Here is a 22,717-nt window from a genome sequence, read left to right on the forward strand (position 1 = left end):
TCAGTTTAGGGTTGAGACGTTGCTGTAGAGAATCGTTTTTGCTGTTTCCGGGCAAAATTGACCAGTAAAATCAATACCGGGACTTCGATTAAGGGGCCAATAACAGCTGCGAAAGCCGCTCCCGAATCAATACCAAAGACGGCAATGGCCACGGCAATGCCGAGCTCAAAATTGTTGCCCGCAGCCGTGAATGCCAATGAGGTAGATTTGCTGTACCCAGCTCCGGCTCGTTTTGACAGGTAAAAGGCCGAGAAAAACATGACTGCAAAATAGAGGGTCAACGGCAGGGCTATGCGCAGTACGTCGAGTGGTATCGACAGGATCAGTTGGCCTTTCAGACTAAACATGACCACAATCGTAAACAGCAGCGCAACCAGTGTAATTGGACTAATGGCAGGCAGGTAGGTTTCTTCGTACCATGCACGGCCCTTCAGTTTAGATAAGCCCCATCGGGAAATTACCCCCAACAGAAACGGAACTCCGAGGTAGATAAATACACTTTGTGCCACTGCACCCATGGTAATATCGACGTTGTAGCCCTGCAAGCCTAACCAGGGCGGCAGTACCGTAATAAAGACATAGGCGTACACGGCATAAAACAGCACCTGAAACACACTGTTGAAGGCCACCAAACCAGCCGCATACAGCCGATCGCCCCCGGCCAAATCGTTCCAGACAATCACCATCGCGATGCAGCGGGCAATTCCGATCAAAATCAGGCCAGTCATGTATTCCGGCTTATCGGGCAGAAAAAGTACTGCCAACCCAAACATAAGCAACGGTCCCACGATCCAGTTTTGCAGAAGCGATAAACCCAGAATCCGGGTATTGGCAAACACCTTGGGTAACTCCTCGTAGCGCACCTTGGCTAAGGGAGGGTACATCATCAGGATCAGGCCAAGGGCCAGGGGTACGTTAACGCCTACTTCACCGGCATCACCTGCGTTGAACGAATTGATCCAGGTCGTCGACTGCGGCACCAAATTTCCAAGGGCCACCCCCAGCAACATCGCGGCAAAAATCCATAGTGTCAGGTACCGATCGAGAAACGACAAACGGGGCTTATTCATGCGCTAAAATGGGTAATGACCGGTGCATAACCGCAGCCGAGGCCGGGCAGAGGCTACTAAACTGAGCCGATTGCTGAACCGCGAGCGGAACAGACTGCCGGTTGATTGAAGAAAAACCATGCCCGGCAAAATAGTCCTCCGCCGTGGTGGTGATCAGATAAAGTTGGGCTATCGATTGCGACTGGGCCATTTCGAGCAACTGCTCCAGGAGGTGTTCGGCAATTTGACGGCCCCGGTGCGTTGGTTTCACCGCAACCGAGCGCAGCAAGGCCACTTCGCCAAAGGACTCCAGCCCTGCGACACCAACAAGTTGGTCGCCCTCTCGCGCTAGCACAAACCCGGACAGATGTTCGGGTAAATCATCGGCAATCAGCCGGACCTCTTCCAGCAGAGCCGCAATTTCGGCCCGGTCCTGAAGGCGGGCAGACGTATAGTGAATAGACATACTCGAATGTGATTTTGACAATAAACCTGTACGCATTCTTAGGTTAAAAGGGGGTCGGCTGATGCCTGAGGTCAGGCGTCAGCCATCCTCCATAACGCACAGTCAATTAGCAACAGTCGGGGCCGCAGCAGGCAGCTTTTGGGCTTACCTCTTGTGCGGAGATAACAGCCGGTTTCTGGGCAAAGACCGTGACACTGAAAATTCCCCGACGCCGGGTTTCATCCACGGGTTGCCGATACTCGGCGATCTCGGCCTCGGTCAGATACTGTTGGAGTACCTCGTCGGGCAAGCCGATTTCGCGCTCTTTCTGGATCGTGATGTTGACGAACCCAGCCTCGGCCACCCGTTGCAGGTATTCCTCTTTCTGAATCGCTCCCGACACACAACCCACGTACAGCTCGGCATCGCGCCGGAGGTTTTCGGGTAGTTCGCCCTGCAATACAATGTCGGAAATGCTGAAATGCCCGCCCGGCTTCAGGATTCGGAAGGTTTCGGCAAAGGCCTGCGCCTTGTTGGGCACCAGATTCATCACGCAGTTGCTCACGACCACGTCGGCCAGATTTTCGGGCAGCGGCATCTCTTCGATATCGCCGTACACAAACTCCACATTAGTGTAGCCGAGGGTTTTGGCATTCTTACGGGCTCGGTCGATCATGGCGGGTGTCATATCGAGGCCAATCACGCGGCCTGTCTCACCGGTTTCGGCCCGCGCCACGAAACAGTCGTTGCCAGCCCCGGAGCCCAGATCCACCACCACATCGCCCGGTTTGATCTGGGCAAATTGCGTGGGGAGTCCACAACCCAAACCCAAATCGGCTTCGGCTACATATCCGGTCAGGGCATCGTACCCTACGGCCATGTCGATCGGGATATTCGAGGCCGTTTGCGGCCCACAGCAGGAGGTGGGGCCACATCCACAGCCGTCGGCTTCGGAAAGCTCGGCAATAGCGCCATACTTCTGGCGGACAACTTCTTTGATTTGTTGGGCAGTTTCCATCTTACTCTGATTGTTATATTGTAATATTGCGATTAACTCAACCAAAAAAATGACTCACTTACGAGCAACAGTTGGCCGGCGAGAATGCCTTCCATAACGCCCCAAAAGCCCCTTGCGCTTCGGCCCAAACCCCCGGATTGATACAGTAGCACACGCGGGGCGGGTCTATTTCACCCTGAATAATGCCGATCCGCTTGAGTTCTTTCAAATGCTGCGAAACCGTTGCCTGTGCCAGGCTCAACTCTTCGACAATGTCGCCACACACGCAGGTGTTTCGAGCAATGAGCATTTGCAAAATGGCAACCCGTGCCGGATGCGCAAAGGCTTTGGCCAGATCAGCCAGGCGGTTTTGCTCGGCAGTGAATATCTCCGTTTTCGTAACTCCCATGACGCAAAGGTAAAAAACTATTTTTATACCTATCGTAATATTGCAATATATTTTTTCCTATCCTCTTAAAACCATTTGCCTTAACCAGACTATTTGACCCCAAAAAAGATCCACTTTCTATTCTGTCAGTAGCAAATGTAACAAGCGTGTTAACCGATGTAACAGGAGTGTTAGCAGTTGAACTGTGGCTTAAACTATTTGCAACAAAAATGAAGAGCCAAACTTCCGGCCATATCCTCATCCCATTTGGGTCTTTGCTGACCTGCCCTGCGAATTACCCTAACCCATAAATAGGCTGTCCACAGCGGCACCGACCGGAATTATGTCCGGTCGGTATGACCACAACGGGGTGTATTCACATTCAACGTGAATAGTACACTGTCTATCAGAATCTTACACTTTTATCCAAGCCCCTAAATCTTATGTAATGCACTACACAAATTGTCCGGCTTTTTGTCCGGGTGTGTTTCTTGAGTAATTCGGAGGCTATGTCTTGGTTTGGAGCAGGTTTTTAAGGCCGCATATTTATTCCTACAAAACGGAAAACAAGCCTACAAGATCATTTATACTGGGGCGGAGGGGGCACCTTTACGGACCTCCTACTATGATACCCAAACAGGTCTGTTGACCAAGTCAGAATCCCCATGTCAGGATGGCCCCCCAGTCAATGGAGTACACCGACTATCGGGCAATGAACGGCATTATGGTTCTTTACCATTTTAAGGGGTTTAGCTCCGATACACAAGTGAGTAAGTACGAGATGGATAATGGACTGAGCGACACTGATTTTGAAATTAAGTAAAAACTACAACCATTCGATTACACGCCTTCACATTCCCCGTTTGGGGACTAATCCGTTTTCTCGTACACTTTTCTTTTCATGTTTCTCAGGCTGACACGCATCAGGTTTACCTACTTTTTATCAGAACAATTGTATGGGTAAACAACTTTTCACGAGCTACGCACAGTCCTGACTCGCCAATCAGGATTTTAGCTGTTATTCAACGGGTCGTACTGCATGTATTATAGTGAAAAACGAAAGCCAATCAGGTCAGTGCCCTGATTGGCTTTATTACATTCCCCTTTTCCTCCAGACATACAAATCAGTACAGATCATTCTCGCACCGAACAGTTTTTCGAAGCATTATTCCTGTTGAACAACCCGAACATCTTCTTGGTCAATTAGCTAATAATCATAGATTTGGCAAGAAAACTTAGGGGCATTTTTTGAAAGTAAGGTACTTTACAGTATGCTTCCCGGCAGACTTTCCTTATTAGTGCAGCCCCATCCAATCCCAGAAAACAATCTCCGTTCAACCATGAAGTTTTACAAATACCTATCCGTACTGCTGCTGATAGCCGTTACACTTTCGGCGTTTCTGGCGCAGAAGCGACCTGAACGTAAAACCCAAACTACCGCTCCGGGCAAACCCAACGTGATTCTTATTCTGGTGGATGATCTGGGTTGGACAGATCTGGGAGCCTACGGTAGCGATTTATACCAAACCCCAAATGTGGATGCGCTGGCAAAAGACGGCATTCGGTTTACGGATGCTTATTCGGCCTGCACCGTGTGCTCGCCTACGCGGGCCAGCCTGATGACGGGCAAATACCCGGCGCGGCTCCACTGCACCGACTGGATTGCCGGACACAAGAAACCCTATGCCAAACTACAGGTCCCCGACTGGACCATGTACCTCGCCGACAGTGAATATACCCTGGCCGAAGCCATGAAAGATAACGGCTACACAACCGCCCATATCGGTAAATGGCATTTGGGCGAGGCCGAAAAAAACTGGCCCGAACGGCATGGGTTCGACCTCAATCTGGCGGGCTGGAGCGCCGGCTCACCCGTAGCCAATGGAGGAAAGGGATACTTCAGCCCGTATGCCAACCCGCGACTCACAGATGGACCTGCGGGCGAGTACCTGACCGAACGTTTAGCCGATGAAGCGGCTCAGTTTATCCGGACGAACAAAGACAAACCGTTCTTTCTGAATTACTGGCTCTATCAGGTGCATACGCCCTTGCAGGCCAAAAAGGAGAAAATCGAAAAATACAAAGCGCTGGTAAAAGCCGGGAACCACCACATTAACCCGACGTATGCCGCGATGGTTGAGCACATGGACGAAGCACTGGGCAAGGTGGTGCGTACGTTGAAGGAAACCGGGCAGTACGAGAACACCATCCTCATTTTTTATTCCGACAATGGCGGGTTGCGGGGTAATTACGAAAATGGACGTAAAACCGTTACCGACAACTTTCCGCTGAGGTCGGGGAAGGGCGATGTGTTTGAGGGGGGCGTGCGCGTGCCGCTGATTATTAGCTGGCCCGCCAAAATCAAGGCCGACCGCGAGAGCAACGTGCCAGCCATATCGCCCGATATTTATCCGACGGTGCTGAGCCTGACGGGCGGCAAAGTCAAACCGAGCCTGCAACCGGTGCTCGACGGTGTTGACCTGAGTGGCCTGCTGCTGGCAAATAAGACACCCAACCGCAAGGCCATTTTCTGGCACTACCCACACTACCATCTGGAAGGGGCCAAACCTTACAGCGCCGTCCGGATGGGCGACTGGAAACTGGTTGAGGTGTTTGAGCAGGACTCGCTACAACTGTTCAATTTGAAACAGGACATCGGCGAAACCCGGAATCTGGCAAACACCAACCCGGCCAAAACAAAGGAATTACACAACGCCCTGATTGCCTGGCGCAAGCAGGTTGGCGCCCAGATGCCGACAAAAAACCCGAACCATGATCCGGCCAAAGAAGAGACCTGGGGCAGTGCCAAAGGCGCGACGGGAGCCGGGTCAGACAAAAACAAAAACGAGTAAGTATAATTCGTTTGCTCCTGTAGCCCCGTAAGCTGCACGATTTGCCCCCCTATTCCAGAAATAGGCCCGGTACTTTTGGCATAAATAGTATGTCAAAACCAACTTCAATCTATTTCTGGAACGATGAAGAAGCAATACCTATGTTCGCTCGCTTTTTGGGCCGGTGCGCTGCTGTTTCCGCTCGCTTTGGGGGCAACCTCTGCCCCACCACCTTGCTCCGACAACGGGAAGTACCTGTACTGGACCGGCGAGGTAAACAGCGACTTTTTTAACGAAAAAAACTGGCGCGAAACGACCCAATCGCCCGGAGCACCGACACCGCCGGGTCCCGGTACTACCGGCAAGCCCACGCAGAAAGCCAAACCGTATTGTCTGCCCGGGGCCAACAAGCTGCCCTACCAAATTTGTCTCAACCAGCCCAATCTATCGAAAGATGACCACCCCAAACCGGGCACACTGGACCCTGGGGTGCCTATCCGGTATAATCTCTATATCGCCGACGGCACGGTAGAAGCCAACGGCGATGTCACGTTTGAGTGCGGCCAGATAGGGATTACCGCCGAGGGGAGCACCCTCCGGTTTCAGAACCAGCTTGCCAACGGGGTGCTTTCGCTCGACGAGGAGACCGACGCGTATTTTGCCCTGAACAATGGTCTGGGAGCCGAAGCCGTGGTGAATCTGCTCGACGCCCAATCGTGGGTTCGTTTCCTCAACACAACGCCCGATCAGTTGGTAGCACAACGTTTGGGAGCCATTTGGGTAAACGACGCGGCCGGGGTGTACAAACAGAACATCCGCATCAATCAGTACTACCAGAAAGGTGCTATCGTGCGGGTCATTTCGGCTGATTACAAGCCGTTGGAAATCTTCAGCGGTGCCAACCGGACTGGCCGTAGCGCCACGCTGGCCGAACTTTCCATCTACGCGGGCGCTTCAATTCCAAATGCAATGGATAACGCCATGCAGTCGTTTAGGCTGAAACGAGGGTATATGGCTACCCTGGCTGTCGAAGAAAACGGGACCAGCAAGAGTAAGGTGTACATAGCTTCCAAAAAAGACCTGGTTGTTGACCTCCTGCCTGCGGCTCTGCGGGGTAACGTAAGTTTTATCCGGGTGCTTCCCTGGAACTGGGTCACTAAAAAAGGCACCGGCGGCTATATTCAGGGCCTGGATGCAGGCTGGTTCTACACCTGGTCGGCCACCAATACCTCGAAAGAGAACAACGAGTACGTTCCCATGACCTGGGGGGCCGGTGCTACCTCAGATGCCAGTCTGAACGACATCATTGCCAAATACCAGACCACCCAGTTGCTGGGTTTCAACGAGTCAGACAATTGTAGCGATCAGTCGGGGCAGTTCAACAATCTGTGCGATCCGGCCGTGGCGGTGGCGTATTACGAGAATATCATGCGCACCGGCATGCGACTGGGAACACCGGCCCCCCGCGAGAATGGCCCATCGACCTGGCTCCGGGAATTTAACCGGATTGCCAAAGCGAAAGATGTACGTTTCGACTTTGTCGCTGTGCACTGGTACGACTGGGGTAGCTCTCCGCAAAACTCACCTTTTGCCAACCCACAGGAGGTATTTAACCGCTTCAAGGCCTACCTGCAACGCGTACACGACGAGTATCAGCTACCGATCTGGATTACCGAATTCAACGCTAACCCCAATCGGGACAATTCGGTGCAGGCGGCTTTTCTGGAATTGGCTCTCCCCTATCTGGAGCAACTCGATTATGTGGAGCGCTATGCCTATTTCCAGCCTAACCCGCAGTACGGCAGTACCAACGTGGCCCCCGCTTACTACTTCGATGACAATGGAAACCTGACCAATATCGGCACAATCTACCTCAACCATACGTCTACCCCCTCAATCCCGGAGGATACGTACATCAACTCCAGTAACCTGCTGGGTATGGATGAGTCCTGGGTGGAGCAACCTGCCCGCTTGCGCCCTTTTGAAGCCGAGTGCGCGCTGTATCCGGGGAGCCAGTGGGACATGAAGCCGGACGCAGAGGCCTCAAACCAATTGGTTATTCAGGGGAATCCGGGTAAGTCCGGGGCGTCGGCTATTGCGAAGCAGGTGCATTTTGAGTTCGATCTGGATGGGTCGGAGTCGTACCGCTTGTGGATTCGGGCACGGGCCAACGGCAACAGCAGTATAAAAGTTAAGATGGACGGGGGCGAATTTGCTACCATCGGGGGTATTTCGGGGGCCGGTTTATTCTGGTACAAAATCCCCCGTTTCTACGACCTGAAAGCCGGGAAGCATCGCCTGACGCTCGAATTCCCTAACGCCAACCTCGAACTGGATCAGGTTGTATTTACCACGAATAGTGCGGCCATAAAGCTGGCTCCGCAGCCCGCCCTCTCGTGTACTCCAAGCGAACAACCCTGGGGGCTGGTGCAGACGAACGTGACGTATTTCAAAGAAGCCGAGGCTGCCAGTCCGTTAGGCGGAAACTGGTCCGTTAAAACGGCCCCGAAGGCCACCAACGGGCAGTATATTCAGTCAGCTGATGGTCAATCTTCTCTGGATGCTGCCCCCGAAGCCGCCGGTCAGGCGGTGTACGAAATTACGGTGGCCGAAACAGACCATTACGATATCTGGGGTAAAATCCAGTCGAAGGGCGGTGCTGGCGACACCTACTGGATCAAGGTAGACAATGAGCCGTTCCGGCCTTGGGCTAATCTGGGCAATGATTTGTTCGACTGGTACTGGAAGAAATTTCACTACAGCCAGGGTGGCGAAGAGCGCAGCTTTACGTACTTCCTCACCGCAGGCACGCACCGCATCACGGTGGCATTTGCCGATCCGGGTGCGCGGCTGGACCGGCTGGCCGTGAGCAGCGTAGGGCGCAACCCCGCCGACGAGGATCCGAACGTAGTCAAAGCGGTGTTTATTAGTGATTATGAAGCCGAAAACGCCGTACTGCTGGGCACTGCTGCGGTGGTCGATTGTGACAAATCGTCGAACCTAAAGCAGGTTAACATGGGTAGGGCATTTGCGAATGGGGTACGGTTCAACGAAGTGGTAACCGACGCGGCTGGCACCTACGAGCTATCGATCCATTACATGAGCAAGGTAAGCCGGCCCTTCCGGTTACTGGTAAACGGGGTTAGTCAGGGGCAAAAAAGCGTAAACGCTTCCGGCAACTGGTGTTTTGAAGGGGGAACGACGGCCATTTTTAAGGTGAATATCCAACTCAATGAGGGAGTGAACACCATCGAACTCCGTACGGTGGGCACAGGTACGCTACCCGAAGCACCGTTTATGGATAAAATCAACCTCGCTAAAGTTCCGTCGGGCGCACGAATCGGGGCAGCGGGCGTAGCAGAAGGCGACCCAGATGCCCTGGGGCTGGAGGTGTATCCAAATCCGGTCACTACGCACGAAGCCATCCAGATCAAGATCCCGGCTTCCGTTCAGCCCAGCCGGGTAAACATCGTAGACCTGACGGGGAAAATCCATTACTCGACCGTTCAGGAGACTCCGACTGGTAAAACCATCAGCCTAACACCGACCCTACCGTCGGGCCTGTATCTGATTCAACTCCAGAACGGCATCCGGCAACAGACGCGCAAACTGATGGTGCGGTAAAAGGCGGGCGATTCCCATTCATCAAAAAAGCAGACTCTTACCAGGGTCTGCTTTTTTTGATAATCACCTAAATCAAACACTACCCCTCCATCGGCAGGTAATAGCGCGTGTATCGTAATTTGCCTTCCTTTTTCAGCGCGCCCATTTCAACCATTTCAGCCAGATCCCGGGTTGTTGTCGCTCGTGAAGTTTTGGCGATCCGGGTGTAGTTATCAGCACTTAAGCCACCCTTGAAACCATCCAGCCCTTCCCCAAACAAACGTAATGCGACTTTGAGTTGTCGATCGTTAAATTGGCCCCGGTACCGATCAAAATACCGAGCTTTGAAAACAATAAAGCGGATCATTTTCTGCACATAGATTTGCGCTTCCAGAATCTTTTGGGAAAAATAGACCAGCCACTCTGTACACTCTAAAGATAGGTTCGCCCGCTCCAGTGCCTGATAATAGGCTTTTTTATCGCGCTCGATAGTCGTTGATAAGGAGGTGATCAGCGATTGTCGGGCTCCCATAGCCAGTGCCTTTTCGGCTATAATTCGGCCTATCCGCCCATTGCCATCTTCAAAGGGGTGAATCAATTCGAAATACAAATGAGCCATTCCGGCGTGTACTATCGTTGGCATTTGGGCTTCGGCGGCCTGATTGAACCATTCAATGTATCCAATCATCTCGCTTTCGACGCAGCTCGATGCTGGTGCTTCATAAAATACGTAGGCCCTGTCTAACCGACCCGACACGATTTGCATGGGGTCGGTATGCGTACGGTAGCCACCAATCGTTTCCAGATCCGTTCGGCCATTCATAATCATCTTGTGCCACAAAAAAAGACGTTCCGGGGTCAGCGGCTCGGCGTAACTTTTGACCACATCAACCATCATCTGAGCCACCCCCGCTTCTTTGGGGCCCGCCCGTCGGCCATCCGTTTGTAGCCCCAACTGTTTACGGATTGATGACTGAACCGAGTCACGGTCTAAAACTTCTCCTTCTATTTTTGAGGTATCGAGCGCTTCATTACTGAGTAGTGTCACCCGCAATTCATCGACCTCAGCGTCAGAAATGGCAGCCAACGACCCGACGATCACCCCCGCATTGCGATGAAATTCGCGCTCCAAGAGGGAAAATTTTGCTGCATCGTACGTAAACTGTGGCCAGTCGGGTGATTGCCAAATCCATTTCATGAGCTATTGAATTGCGTTCTATAGCTCAATATAATCAAAAAAATGAGTTATAGAAAGAGATTCTATAACTCATGGATCACCTATGCTCTCAAGATTCAGGAACTCACAACTACACACCCTACTCCATCTCACCCACTTCAATAGCCCCCAAACCCGGTGTTTCGGGTACGGGGTTGCCCAGAAAATCTTTGCTCATCTTCAAACCCTGCATCAGACCGAACTCATCGCCCGGCAGGTAGGGAATTGCGATGCCTTTGGCCCGCACCACCTGCCTGTTTTTGGGGAGGTAATCAGTGGGGTTCAGGCCACCGGGTTTGCCGAATTGGGGGTCTCCAAACAGAGCCCCCCGATCCTGAATAATAGCGTCGGTGGGCCAGCAATCGGCTTTCAGGTAGAGATTATTCGTAAACAATACCCGTTCCAAACCCAGGCCTTCAGATTCGTCGGGCTTCAGTTGGTCGCCCTGTACCGATTTGAGGCCAGCAGGGACGTAGAAGATATTATTCGCAATCAAGACCCCCTCCGAGCCATTGTCGATGGCCAGACGGCCCACTTTGCCGGGACTGGTGTAGATGGTGTTGTTGTAGAAATATGAATTAACAGGCCCTTTACGCTCCCGCTGATTGCCCTGATAGCCACTCAGCCAGAAAATCTTGCCCTCCTGAAACGCCCCGTTTTCGCCTTTGATCCGGTGACCATCGTCGACGCTGATATTGTAGCGGTACGCACAGTTGTAGTTGTTGCCCAGAATCTCGCAGAATCCGCCCGCGTTGTGCGCCGAGAAATTGTACTGCATCACCACATTGTCGCAGTTGTAGTCGATATGCGCCCCGGCCGAGTCGCCGGGCCCGTTGGCGTACAGGAAGCTGTTTTTCTCGATCAGCACCTGGGAGGCTCCCCAGGTCCAGAGGCCGCTACCCCGACCCCACTTCCGGCCGTCGTCGGTGCTGCCTGAGTACTTAACTTCGTTCCCCGCAACATACACGAATTTGACGCCCGACATCTGAATGCCGGGTCCGCCAGACCGCTGCACCCGGTTGCCGGTTATCTCCACGCGCTGAATGTTCTGGTTCTTGCCGGTGAGTTTTATGCCTGTATGACTCACGTTTTTGACCACACAGTCGGCGATGCGGATATTCTCCATCACCGTAGCATCAGCCTGATTGATGAGCCGGATACCCCATCCGTATTTCTGGGTCCCATTGGGGGATTTCACTTCCTCAGCCGTTCGGACCACGCCCGGATTTTCGTAAAAAATGTCGGTAATGAGGAGCTTTTCCAACCGGATATCGACAACTTTTCTGGCCTTTTCAGTGGTAACGAGCACGCCCACGCGCATAGCCTGTTCGGGGTTGCGGGTGGTGTAACCGTTGGCCGTGATCGACAGGTTGCGGACATGCACATGGCTGCAATCGAGCAGCAAAATACCTTCGGCTTCGTTTTTGGCGTCAATCAGCGCGGGCCCAAAGTCGGGTTTGTTTTGCCAGCTTACCGACTCAATCACAATCGGTTGTTGGACGCTTCCCTGCCAGCCACGGCAACGCAGGCTCCCCGCAAAGGTTTGCCCATCGGCCAGAAGCAGGCGGTCGCCGGGTTGGAGGGATAACGAACTGGCCTTAGCCAGACTCTGAATGGGGCTTGCCTTTGACGTGCCGGTGTTGGTGTCGAGGCCAAGCGTCGGGTGAACGTAGTAATCAGTAGCCAGCGCGTTTTGCGTGACGCTGTTCATAAATAACCCAAAAATCAGGCAGGATAGAAACGTAATTCTCATCATTTTAAAAACCGTCGACGACCTTGAACCGGTCGGGGTGCAATTGGTTGTATTCTTTTTCCTGCATCAGGCCCAGAAAAGCGGGGGGCGGCAGTTGCTGGTTCCAGTTATTGGCCTCCGTTTTCAGAGCTTCCAGGGTTTTAGGGTCCTGTTTGGCCAGGTTGTTCTTCTCGCTAATGTCATCTTTGATGTTGAACAGAAACTCCAGGTTAGGCTGAGAAATCAGCTTGCTGGTTGGGGTACGCACCGCCAGTTTCTGTCCGTCAATATTGCGCCAGAAAAGGTAGTCGTGGGGTATGCCTTTGTTTTTGCCGGTCAGATACGGGATCAGGTTCACCCCGTCCAGCTTATTTTTCGGCTTGACGCTCGACACCGCTGCGGCCGTCGCGAAAATATCCAGCGAACTAACCGGGTTGCTGTACCGGCTACCCGCCGGAATGGTACCGGGCCATTGCACCGCAAACGGTACCCGAATCCCACCGTCAAAGAAATCGCCTTTTTTACCCCGCAGCGGTGCATTGTCCGAGGCATTGTCGGGCGTGGGGCCGCCGTTGTCCGAGAGGAAAAAGACAATCGTATTTTTGTCCAGCTTCAGTTCTTCGAGCCCATTCAGAATGTTGCCCACCCCATCGTCCACGGCGCTGATCATGGCTGCGTAGGTCCGCCGACGCGGGTCGGCAATATCCGCAAACCGGCTCAGGTACTTTTCGGATGCCTGCAAGGGCGCGTGGGGGGCATTGTAAGCCAGGTACAGAAAGAAAGGCTTGTTCTGCTGCTCCCGAATAAACCGAACGGCCTCCCGCGAGAGGGCATCGGTCAGGTATTCTTTCTCCTCCACCCGCTTCGTGTTGTACATCAGCCGGGTCCGGTACGAGTCGTACTCCGACTTTACCTCCGACAGGTCTTTTAGGGTCAGGTTCTCGGGAAAGTACTGGTGGCCACCACCTAGAAACCCAAAAAACTGATCGAAACCCCGCTTGTTGGGGTGCAGCGAGGGGTGCGCACCGAGGTGCCACTTACCCACCACAGCCGTGGAATAGTTAGCTTTCTTGAGCAGCTCAGCCATGGTTTGTTCGGAGGTGGGCAGGCCCATAGTGGGATCGTTTGGGGCAACGAGCGGATTGCGCGAAAACCCAAACCGATCCTGATACCGCCCGGTGAGCAGCCCCGCCCGGCTGGGACCGCACACGGCAAACGATACGTAACCCTCGGAGCATACCGCGCCGTTGCGGGCGATTCGGTCGATGTTGGGGGTGCGTATGTCTTTACTACCGTGAAAACCCACGTCGGCATAGCCCTGGTCGTCCGTCAAAATCACGATGATATTCGGGGACTGGGCAGCGGGGGCCTGTGAGCGGCTAACAAAGTCGTGATTCCAGACGAGGTAGAGGCCACTGAGCAGTATCGTTGAGAGAATTTTTAGCATCGTAAGGATGAGAAATCCCCTTTATGGTCAACACCGCTATAAGCGAACCATAAAGGGGAGCGTTTTAGAGATTCATAGAAGCTACTTCCAAACCGGGTTCTGCACCAGATTCTTGTTGGCGTCGATTTCGGTTTGCGGTATCGGGAACACCTCCGACATACGGCCCCGGTACACGGGTCGGTAGGCGGCTACCCGATCATCGGTAGCCCGCTTGTAGGCGGCTTCTACCTCGCCCCAGCGCTTCACGTCGAAGAAGCGTAAGCCTTCAAAGGCCAGCTCCACGCGCCGTTCATGCCGGACAATGTCGCGGAGGGCCACCTGCGATAGGTTCGTGCCTTCCACGTCTTCTATCTTGGGCATTCGCACCCGCGCCCGCACCTGATTGACCAGCGAATACACCTCGGTCAGTTGGTTCGTTTCGAGCAGGGCTTCGGCCCGCATCAGCAGCACATCGGCATAGCGAATCACGTAAAAGTCCTGCCCTCCCGGCGACCCTACCCCGATTCCGCTCGGCGAAGGGCTGTTGCGGATGTACTTTTTCAAGCCGAACGTAGTGGCCGTATTTCCGGTAAAAGGTCGGTTCAGGTCGGTCAGGAAAATGTCGTCCCGGAAGTACACCGAAGCGGCCAAACGCGGGTCGCGGTTGAGTTTTGGTGTAGCTGCCCGGTACAGGGGTGAGCGGGTAATGGGCAGACCGTCAGTCGCGTAGTAGTCATTAACCAGGTTACGCATGGGCTGCACATTTACTTTCGGAATGCCGGTAAACGTGGCCGAAAACGTCTCGCCGTTGTCGGACTGATCCTGCAAAAAGCGCACGGCAAACACAATCTCTTTCGACTTTTCGCCGGCCTCGGTAAACAGCTGCTCGTAGCTGCTGTTCAGGCTATAGCCGAGAGTGAGCACCTGAGCCGTCAGGGCCACCACTTCCTGGTAGTTTTTCAGGTAAAGCTGGAACCGGGCCAGCAACGACAGGGCCGCTCCTTTGGTGGCGTAACCGTACTGATTGGCCGGGTAGGTGGCCGGCAGCGATTCGCCCGCAAACTTCAGATCGGCAATAATCTGGTCCGACACCTCCTTGTTGGTATTCTTGGGCACGTAGGCTTCCTGCAACGATTGAACGGCCAAAATCAGGGGGACATCCTCAAAATGAATAGCCAGGTTCATGTAAAACAGGCCTCGCAGAAAACGCGCCTGCCCCAGCAAAACGGTCCGGTTGGCGTCGCTGATGGCCGCCTTCGGTATGCGCTCAATGTTGGCAATGGCGTTGTTGGCGCGGGCAATACCCCGGTAGTTGGCCGTCCAGAACTCATTGAAAAAACTGGTTGCCGGATCGACCCGGGCCTCCACAAAATTGCCGGGGCCTTCAAACTTATAGTTGTTGAAGGTATTGTCGGCAAAGCTGTCGTGCTGCGGAATACCCGCCGAACCGTTCAGATTGCCACTGTACAGTACCCGGGCCTGCAGCACTTCGTACACCCCGTTGAGGCCCAGTTGGGCGTCTTTTTCGGTTTGCCAGAAGTTACCCTCGGCCAGCTGCGTCAGGGAGCCCCGATCCAGAAATTCCTCCTTGCAACCGAACAGCAGCAGCGTCAGCAGTAAACATAAAATCTTTTTCATGGCGCTTAGAATTTGAGGTTTAAGCCAAGGCTATAAATCTTGTACAGGGGGGTCAGGCGGTCGGTATTGCCGCCGGAAGTCCGCTCGGGATCAAAGTTTTTGAGTTTGGTAAACGTCAGGACGTTTTGCCCGCTCGCATACACGCGCAGCTTGCGGATGCCCACTTTGCTGCTCAGTTGTACGGGCAGTGTGTAGCCCAGTTCGAGGTTTTTCAGCCGCAGGAACGAGGCATCCTGGATGTAGAAAGACGACAGAACTGTGTTGTTGACACCGCCCAGACGGGGTAAGGTCGTCGATGGGTTCTCGGGGGTCCAGCGGCCAAGCCAGTACGACAGGGCGTTGTTACGGTCGTCGGCCATGGGGAGTTGACCATTGCCGTTCAGCACCCGATCTACCCGGTCCAGGCCCTGAAACAGGATGGTAAAATCAAAGCCCCGGTAGGTCATGTTGGCGTTGAAATTGTAGATCAGGCGGGGGAACGGATTGCCAATGACGACCCGGTCGAAGGCGTCAATTTTACCGTCGGGGGTTCCGTTGGCACCCGACACATCGGCGTAGCGCAGATCGCCCGGAGCCGTGAGGGGGCTACCAAATTGCACGGGGGCACCAGCTGCCTCTTCTTTAGTCTGAAAAACGCCCAGCACCCGGTAGCCATAATAGGCGTTGAAGGGCTGCCCGATACGGATAATGCTGTTGCCGCTGATGGTTTCTTCGCCACCCGGCCCAAGGCTCGTGACCCGGTTATCAGCCATGCGGGTGACGTTGGCACCCAGATCCAGTTTCAGCCCACCGAAGTTGTTCGTATAGTTAGCCGTTAGTTCAAGACCCCGGTTGAGCATACCGGCTGCGTTTTGGGCGGCCAGCGAGGTAACCCCCAGGGAGTTAGGCACCGGGAAGTTGGTGTACAGAATGTCGGTACTGTTCCGGCGGAAATAGTCGGCCGAGAAGTACAGCCGGTTCTGGAACAGTTCGAGATCAAGGCCGACGTTAAGCTGCCGGATCGTTTCCCAGGTGATGTTCGGGTTGGCCAGACTCGTCAGGGCAACAGCTCCCACCACCGCGTCGCCAAGTACATAGTCGAGGCCGGTGTTGTAGGTTTGCTCGTAGATGTAGTTGCCGATCCGGTCGTTGCCGCTTACCCCCCAGCTCGACCGGAGTTTAAAGTTTGAAACCCAGTTAAGCGACTGCATGAACGGTTCGCGGGCAATGTTCCAGCCCACCGACATCGACGGGAAAGTACCGTAGCGCCTGGATGGACCGAATTTCGACGAGCCGTCGCGACGCAGGTTCAGCTCCAGCAGGTACTTCTCCATGTAGTTGTAGTTGACCCGTCCGAAAAACGACTGCCAGGAAACCTCCGACGCGGCCCCGCTCACCGACGGATTGGTAACCCCTCCGCCGTTGAACTCCTGAATATTGTCGGACGGGAAGCCCTGCAATGAACCGGCAAAGCCATCGTCCTTGTCGTAAATCACCGAATGACCCGCCATCAGTTGCAGGTTGTGCGCCTGCTTCCAGCTGGTTGAGTAACGCAGAATGTTCTCGTTCAGCAGGCGGTAATTGAAGTTGAAGGTATTGGTTAGGGAGTTGAGCAGGCTTTGGTTCACAATCTGCCCGGCCCAATCGCGGGTGGTGAGCGTCGGGTTGAAGTTGGAGATGTTCTGAACGTTCATCACCAGGCTACCGCTCGTCTCGAAGGTGAGTCCCCGCAGAATATTGGCCGAAAGCCCCACACGCTCGCTGATATTGATGTTGTCCTGCTTGTTATCGCCCTGCAAGCCGGTCATCAGCGGATTGGTAGACGGAAACGAGAAGTTGACTTTCTGATAGGAGCCATCCACAATACCAAATGCACCGTTGGCATAGTAAGCCGGGATGGTTGGTGACGACCGCTGAAACTGATTGATGATACCCGTTTCGCCGGTGATGGCATCGGCACCACCCGACGGCCCCCGGAATTTCGACCAGTAGGCGTTGGTCACGTTCGTCAGGGTAAGCCATTGATTAGCCTTAGCCGTGAGATTCAGGCCCAGCGTGTAGCGGTCCGACTTGAATTTGCCGCGCACAATCGCATCCTGGTTGAGGTACCCGAGCGACACCCGGTACGTGAGGTTGTCGCTACCACCCGAAAACGACAGGTAATGATTCTGGATAGGCGCGTCGCGCAGGGTTTCGCGGGCCCAGTTGGTATTGGCGAACTGATCGGGCTGGGAGCCGGTTCGGATGGCCTCCAGATCGGCGGCCGAATACCGCAGCGGGGCGTTGGCACCGTTGGCGTTGCGGTCGCGCTCGTTGCGTAGCAGGGCGTAATTATTGGCATCGAGGTACTCCGGCACCACCGTGACCCGCTGAATACCCGTGTAGCCGTTGTAGTCGACGGTTAGTTTGCCTTTCTTCCCCTTTTTGGTGGTGACCACAATGACCCCGTTGGCTCCCCGTGCCCCGTAAATAGCCGACGCGGAAGCATCTTTGAGCACCGAAATACTCTCGATGTCAGACGGAGCCAGGTTGTTGAATTCGGTCAGGCCGTTGTACTGAATATTGTCGATAACGACCAGCGGATTACTGTTACCGAAGGTGCCAATTCCCCGAATGTTGATCGAAGACCCATCGGCACCGGGCAAGCCGCTCGACTGCGTGAGCTGCACCCCCGAAAAACGACCGTACATCATCTGCGAGGTATTGGTAACCGGCAGGTTTACGGCCCCGTCGAAGCGGATGGTTTCGACGGCCCCGGTCAGGTTGATTTTTTTCTGTTCGCCGTAACCAACTACCACCACTTCGCCGAGCATGGCTACGTCTTCCTGTAGGCTTACCTTCAGCTGGGTCTGATTACCGATGGGCACTTCGAGGGCCGTGAAGCCAATATTGCTGATCTGCAATACCGATTCCCGGGAGGGCACCGTGAGCGAAAAGCTCCCATCGGCACCGGTAACCGTGCCTGTGGTAGTCCCCTTCACGGTGACCGATGCGCCGGGGATGCTCTGGCCATCGGCCGCAGACACCACCGAGCCGGTGATGCGTAGCGACGACTGAGCGAGGGCTACGGGTGTTGCGAACAACGCGATTCCGATCAGCAGTAGCAGCGCTCTTGCCGACCATCGCCCCAGGTTCCACCCTCGTTGAACTAAAGTACAATTTGACTTCATAGTGCAGGGATTGAAAATTTGTTGACCTGTCTTAGTGATAAATTTTATCCAAATGTCACAAGACAAAGTCGGCCCGGGGGGGCTAATCCATGCAATCAGAAGGTCTAATCGTTCAACATAAAAAAAACCGCTACAGTGAGCGGTTCTGGGTTACAATTAGCTGTCTGTTACCCTATAAATTTTTACTCTTTCACCCCTTCCAGAATTTTAGCCCGGTAGTCGGAGGGTAAGCAACCGAACTGCTGCTGAAAGGATTTGCGGAAATGCTTGTAATCGTTGAAGCCCACTTCGTACGCTACCTGACTGAGCTTCATGTTATCCTGCAAAATCATCTGGGCCGCATTTTTGAGCTTCACCGAACGGATAAAGCCGGTCAGTGAAAGGCCTGTCAGCGATTTGATTTTGCGGTACAGCGTCGACTGGCTCATAAACAGATGCTCCACCATGTCCTCGATCCCAAAATCCTCATTTTGCATGTTGTCGTTCACCAGCTTGATGGCTTTGTCGATAAACAGGGCGTCGAGATCGACCTCGTTTACCTGCTGCGTATCGGGCTCAAACCGCACCTTGTTCAGGTAATGTTCCTGTAACTTTTTACGGTTTTCGAGGATGGTGTGAATCCTGGTTTTGACGATGATCGGGTTGAACGGCTTCGTGATGTAGTCGTCGGCACCGGTCTGCAAACCATTCACTTCGTACACCACCGACGAGCGGGCCGTGAGCAGAATCACCGGGATATGCGAGGTAGCAATCTGCTGTTTGATTTCCTGACAGAACGTAATTCCATCCATCAAGGGCATCATCACATCGCAGATAATCAGGTCGGGCAGTTCGCGGTTGGTAATCGTGAGCGCTTCGAGGCCGTTCTGGGCTTCCAGAATGGTAAAGTCCTCTTTCAGCAACGATTGCAGGTACGCCCGAATATCTTCGTTATCGTCCACCACCAGCACCGTTTCTTTTTTACGCTGCTTACTGATGTCCAGCGAATTATTTTCCGGCCAGACCGGTCCCTCGGCACCTGCTTCGGCCAGTTCAGCAAGCGGCCCATCGGCGGGGGCACCATCTACAGGGTCGGCTTGCAACAATACGGTAAAACAGGTACCTTTACCCAGTTCACTGCGAACGGTAATCTCGCCCTCGTGCAGGTCGACGATGTTTTTGGAGAACGCCAACCCGAGGCCGCTGCCCACCATTTTGGCCGTTTGGGCATTCTGAACCTGATAGAACCGGTTGAACAGGTTGCGTATGCTTTCCTCCGAAAGACCAATGCCGTCGTCTTCCACATCAACCGCGAGCCAATCCCCTTTTGGGTAAATCCTGAGCTGAATGGCCCCGTTATGGGGCGTGTACTTGAAGGCATTCGACAGCAGATTACAGAGGACAATCTCCATCTGATCGCGGTCAAAGTCCAACGGGGCCTCATCGAGTTCGGACTGAAAGGTGTATCGGATGTTTTTCTTCCGGGCGATGGACTGAAAGCTCAGGAACACCTCTTTAGCGAACGGGACAAAATCACTGTACACCCGCTTCAGTTTCAGTAACCCATGCTCCGACTTGCGGAAATCGAGCAGCTGGTTAATCAAGTTGAGCATCCGCTTGGCGTTCGACTCGACCAGCACCATCTTTTCGCGCAGTTTGCTGTTAAGCGTCAGGTCGTCCAAGATCTCGGCTACCGGACTCATAATCAGGGTTAGGGGCGTCCGAAACTCGTGCGAAATATTGGTAAAGAAGTTGATCTTGGCCTCGTTGAGGGCGTGCTCTTTTTCTTTTTCGATCTGCACAATGCGCAAGTCGGCCTTGAGCCGGGCCTGCCGCACCGATATATGCCGAACCAACAGCAGCGCACCTACCGCCAGGCAGACATAAAATACGAAGGCGTACCAACTCAGCCAGGGCGGCACGCCCACCACAATTCGGAGCTTTTTGGCCGGGCTCCAATCCTGATTATTGCGGCTGGCTTTTACCAGCAGCTCGTAGGTACCCGCCCCCAGACCCGTGAAGTTGATTTCATTTTTGCCGCCTATGTTTACCCACCCATCCCCAAATCCGCGCAACTGATAGGCATACGTTACATTATCTGCCCCGAAGAAATCGTTGGCCGCAAAATTGAGCGAGAGGTGGTTCTGCCGATAGCTCAGGCTAATCTCGTCGGTGTACTGAATGCTCCGGGTCAGAATTACCTCCCCGTTTACATCTTCGCCCACGTCAATCGCCTGATTATTGACCATCAGCTTCGTCCAGACCACCTTCGGTACGGAAAAAGTCCGGCCTATCTGGTCGGGTCTGAACTGGATGATGCCATTGGCACCCCCAAAGTACAGCTCACCGTCCGCGCCTTTGAACGACGACCCAATATGAAAGGAGTTTATCATCACTCCGTCTTCGCGGTCGTAGTTGACAAAGCGCTTATTTTTGGGGTCAAAGCGCGTAATTGACGTGGTCGTACTGAGCCAGAACTGCCCGGTATTATCTTCTTCAATGGCGCAGACAAAATCGTTGGTCAGGCCGTTTCGGGCCGTGTAGAGTGCGTTTAGGTTTAGCTTTTTATTCGTCAGCGACAGGTCGGCGAACCCAAGGGGCGTAGCCAGATAGAGAGTCGAGCCCTTGATATACAGGGCATTGATGATGACGCTGGGCAACGCGGCCGATAACAACTGATGATGTGGGATAAACGCACCGGTAGTCCGGTCGAGCAGGTTCAGACCCGAGTAGGTCGCCAGCCAGATATTCCCCTGACTGTCTTCTTTGATCTGATTGATCCGGTTGTTTTCGAGCGCAAACCGCCCCTTCTGCTCTTCGGCGTAGATCTGGCACTTTTCCAGTTTCGGGTCGTCGGCAAAGCGGGTCATTTTCAGGCCCCGCTGCTGCGAGCCTATCCAGAGAATTCCCTGACTATCCAAATGCACAGCCGTGATTTTATCGTTGGCAAATGCCTGGTAGGCATTGGCAAAATTGCCGTCTTTGATGATATACAGCCCCCGGTTGGTACCCACAAACAGGGTGTTGTCCTTTTCGTAAATGGTATTGATCCGGGTGTCGGCAATAGGGCTGATTTTCTCCATTGGGCCGTCTGCAGGTTTGCGGTACAGACCCTCGGTCAGGCTGCCGATGAGTAATTCACCCCGACGGGTTTTGAAAATAGCGATGGTGTTGTGGTCAATCTGGCCTCCCTGCCGGGTGTCGGCCATGAAGTTGAACCCTTTGTTGGGGTACAGAATCAGAACACCCCCGTGAGCGGTGCTCAACCAGGCAATGCCGTTGGGGTCAATGTCAATATCCAGAATCATGGAGTAATTGACGTTGTTGAACATGCTGCCCTGCGGATTGGTGTTGATTTTCTGGAAGCGGGTCACCTTCACATCGCTGATAAACAGGCCATCGCCCCAACTGCCGAGCCAAACCCGGCCTTTCCCATCGACGGCAATGCTTTTCATGAACGTAGCTTCCAGATTAATGGGCTCCTCCTGCACCCGCTGCGTATCGAACCGAAAGCTTTGCAGGTGGACTTTCGGCCCCGTGTTGCCCACCATCCACAGCTTGTTGCGGACGTTGTCCTGCACCAGATCGTACATGATGTACTGGGTGGGGAAGTCGAACAGGCGGTTTTCCGAGGGGTCGTACTTGTGCAACATTCGGCCGCTGATGTACCAGATATTATGGTGCTCGTCGCGGATGATTTTGTAAACCGGCTCGGTTGCTGGGTGATGAGCCAGCAGCTTCCGGGCGTTGGCATCCAGCACAAATACGCCCTTGTTCCACGTGCCTACCCAAATATTCCCCTTGGCATCCTGATTGAGCGAAATGACGCGCAGGTAGCGCTGATCGCGGGTTTTCAGAATGTCGTTATAATTCCGGATTCGATTGATTTTCACGTCCAGCACCGAAAGCCCCCCGCTCTTGGTGCCAATCCAGATGCTGTTGTCTTTGTCTTTAAAGAGCGTTTCAATGTTCTCGTTCACCAACTGCGGATACTCCCCGCCGGGCCGGTAGCTTTTGAAGCCGTAGCCATCGTACCGCGACACGCCCCCCTCGGTGGCAAAGTATTTGAGGTTATTATCGTCGCTGATGGTCCGGGTCACAAAGTTGCTGAGCAGCCCTTTGCGCACGTCGAGGTAATCGATTACAAATTCGTCAGACCTACCTGCACCGACATGCTGACTCCATGCCGTTGCTGAAACGCAAACGCCCAGGGCACACAGGAAGCAAAAGTAGATTACGAGCCTCATTGAGATAATTTGAACAA

12 protein-coding genes are annotated in these 22,717 nt (G+C 53.7%); 2 read left to right on the forward strand and 10 right to left on the reverse strand.

The annotated features are described in order from the left end of the window. Window positions 1–5: 5 nt before the first annotated feature. The 4 genes from arsB to RUDLU_RS0124980 all read right to left on the reverse strand — a co-directional run bounded on the left by arsB (window position 6) and on the right by RUDLU_RS0124980 (window position 2,900). Window positions 6–1,070 (reverse strand): ACR3 family arsenite efflux transporter, encoded by a 1,065-nt coding sequence (gene arsB / locus RUDLU_RS0124965; protein ID WP_019991182.1) that lies wholly within the window; start codon window positions 1,068–1,070, stop codon window positions 6–8. Further along, complete coding sequence (gene arsN2, locus RUDLU_RS0124970) at window positions 1,063–1,515, reverse strand: arsenic resistance N-acetyltransferase ArsN2 (protein WP_019991183.1); 453 nt, start codon at window positions 1,513–1,515, stop codon at window positions 1,063–1,065. Before arsN2 ends, arsB begins: the two co-directional genes overlap by 8 nt. Before the next feature lie 106 nt (window positions 1,516–1,621). Continuing rightward, on the reverse strand, window positions 1,622–2,512 hold the full coding sequence (locus RUDLU_RS0124975; protein WP_019991184.1) for an arsenite methyltransferase: 891 nt from the start codon (window positions 2,510–2,512) through the stop codon (window positions 1,622–1,624). A 58-nt stretch (window positions 2,513–2,570) separates the two neighbouring features. After that, window positions 2,571–2,900 (reverse strand): ArsR/SmtB family transcription factor, encoded by a 330-nt coding sequence (locus RUDLU_RS0124980; protein WP_019991185.1) that lies wholly within the window; start codon window positions 2,898–2,900, stop codon window positions 2,571–2,573. A gap of 1,319 nt (window positions 2,901–4,219) precedes the next feature. On the opposite strand from RUDLU_RS0124980, the gene RUDLU_RS0124990 reads away from it, so the two are divergent. Continuing rightward, entirely contained in the window at window positions 4,220–5,731 is a 1,512-nt protein-coding gene (locus RUDLU_RS0124990; protein ID WP_019991187.1) for a sulfatase, read from the forward strand. A gap of 123 nt (window positions 5,732–5,854) precedes the next feature. Beyond that, on the forward strand, window positions 5,855–9,334 hold the full coding sequence (locus RUDLU_RS0124995) for a glycosyl hydrolase (protein ID WP_019991188.1): 3,480 nt from the start codon (window positions 5,855–5,857) through the stop codon (window positions 9,332–9,334). Window positions 9,335–9,413: 79 nt separating this feature from the next. On the opposite strand, the gene RUDLU_RS0125000 is transcribed toward RUDLU_RS0124995, so the two are convergent. From RUDLU_RS0125000 to RUDLU_RS0125025, 6 genes are all read right to left on the reverse strand, one after another. Further along, window positions 9,414–10,511, reverse strand: a complete 1,098-nt coding sequence (locus RUDLU_RS0125000) for a Fic family protein (RefSeq protein WP_019991189.1) — start codon at window positions 10,509–10,511, stop codon at window positions 9,414–9,416. Window positions 10,512–10,629: 118 nt separating this feature from the next. Continuing rightward, the gene (locus RUDLU_RS0125005; RefSeq protein ID WP_157580450.1) at window positions 10,630–12,282 is read right to left on the reverse strand and encodes a right-handed parallel beta-helix repeat-containing protein; all 1,653 of its coding nucleotides are present in this window, start codon (window positions 12,280–12,282) and stop codon (window positions 10,630–10,632) included. A gap of 4 nt (window positions 12,283–12,286) precedes the next feature. After that, window positions 12,287–13,708, reverse strand: a complete 1,422-nt coding sequence (locus tag RUDLU_RS0125010; protein ID WP_019991191.1) for a sulfatase-like hydrolase/transferase — start codon at window positions 13,706–13,708, stop codon at window positions 12,287–12,289. An 81-nt stretch (window positions 13,709–13,789) separates the two neighbouring features. Continuing rightward, a complete protein-coding gene (locus tag RUDLU_RS29860) occupies window positions 13,790–15,325 on the reverse strand; it encodes a RagB/SusD family nutrient uptake outer membrane protein (protein WP_019991192.1) in 1,536 nt (511 codons plus the stop codon). Window positions 15,326–15,330: 5 nt separating this feature from the next. Beyond that, window positions 15,331–18,474, reverse strand: coding sequence for a SusC/RagA family TonB-linked outer membrane protein (locus tag RUDLU_RS0125020; protein WP_083940650.1), 3,144 nt, complete (start codon window positions 18,472–18,474; stop codon window positions 15,331–15,333). Between the two features lie 182 nt (window positions 18,475–18,656). Further along, window positions 18,657–22,700, reverse strand: a complete 4,044-nt coding sequence (locus RUDLU_RS0125025) for a hybrid sensor histidine kinase/response regulator transcription factor (protein WP_169578077.1) — start codon at window positions 22,698–22,700, stop codon at window positions 18,657–18,659. Window positions 22,701–22,717: the final 17 nt, after the last annotated feature.

The organism is Rudanella lutea DSM 19387 (genome assembly GCF_000383955.1).
GTDB classification, from domain to species: Bacteria; Bacteroidota; Bacteroidia; order Cytophagales; family Spirosomataceae; genus Rudanella; species Rudanella lutea.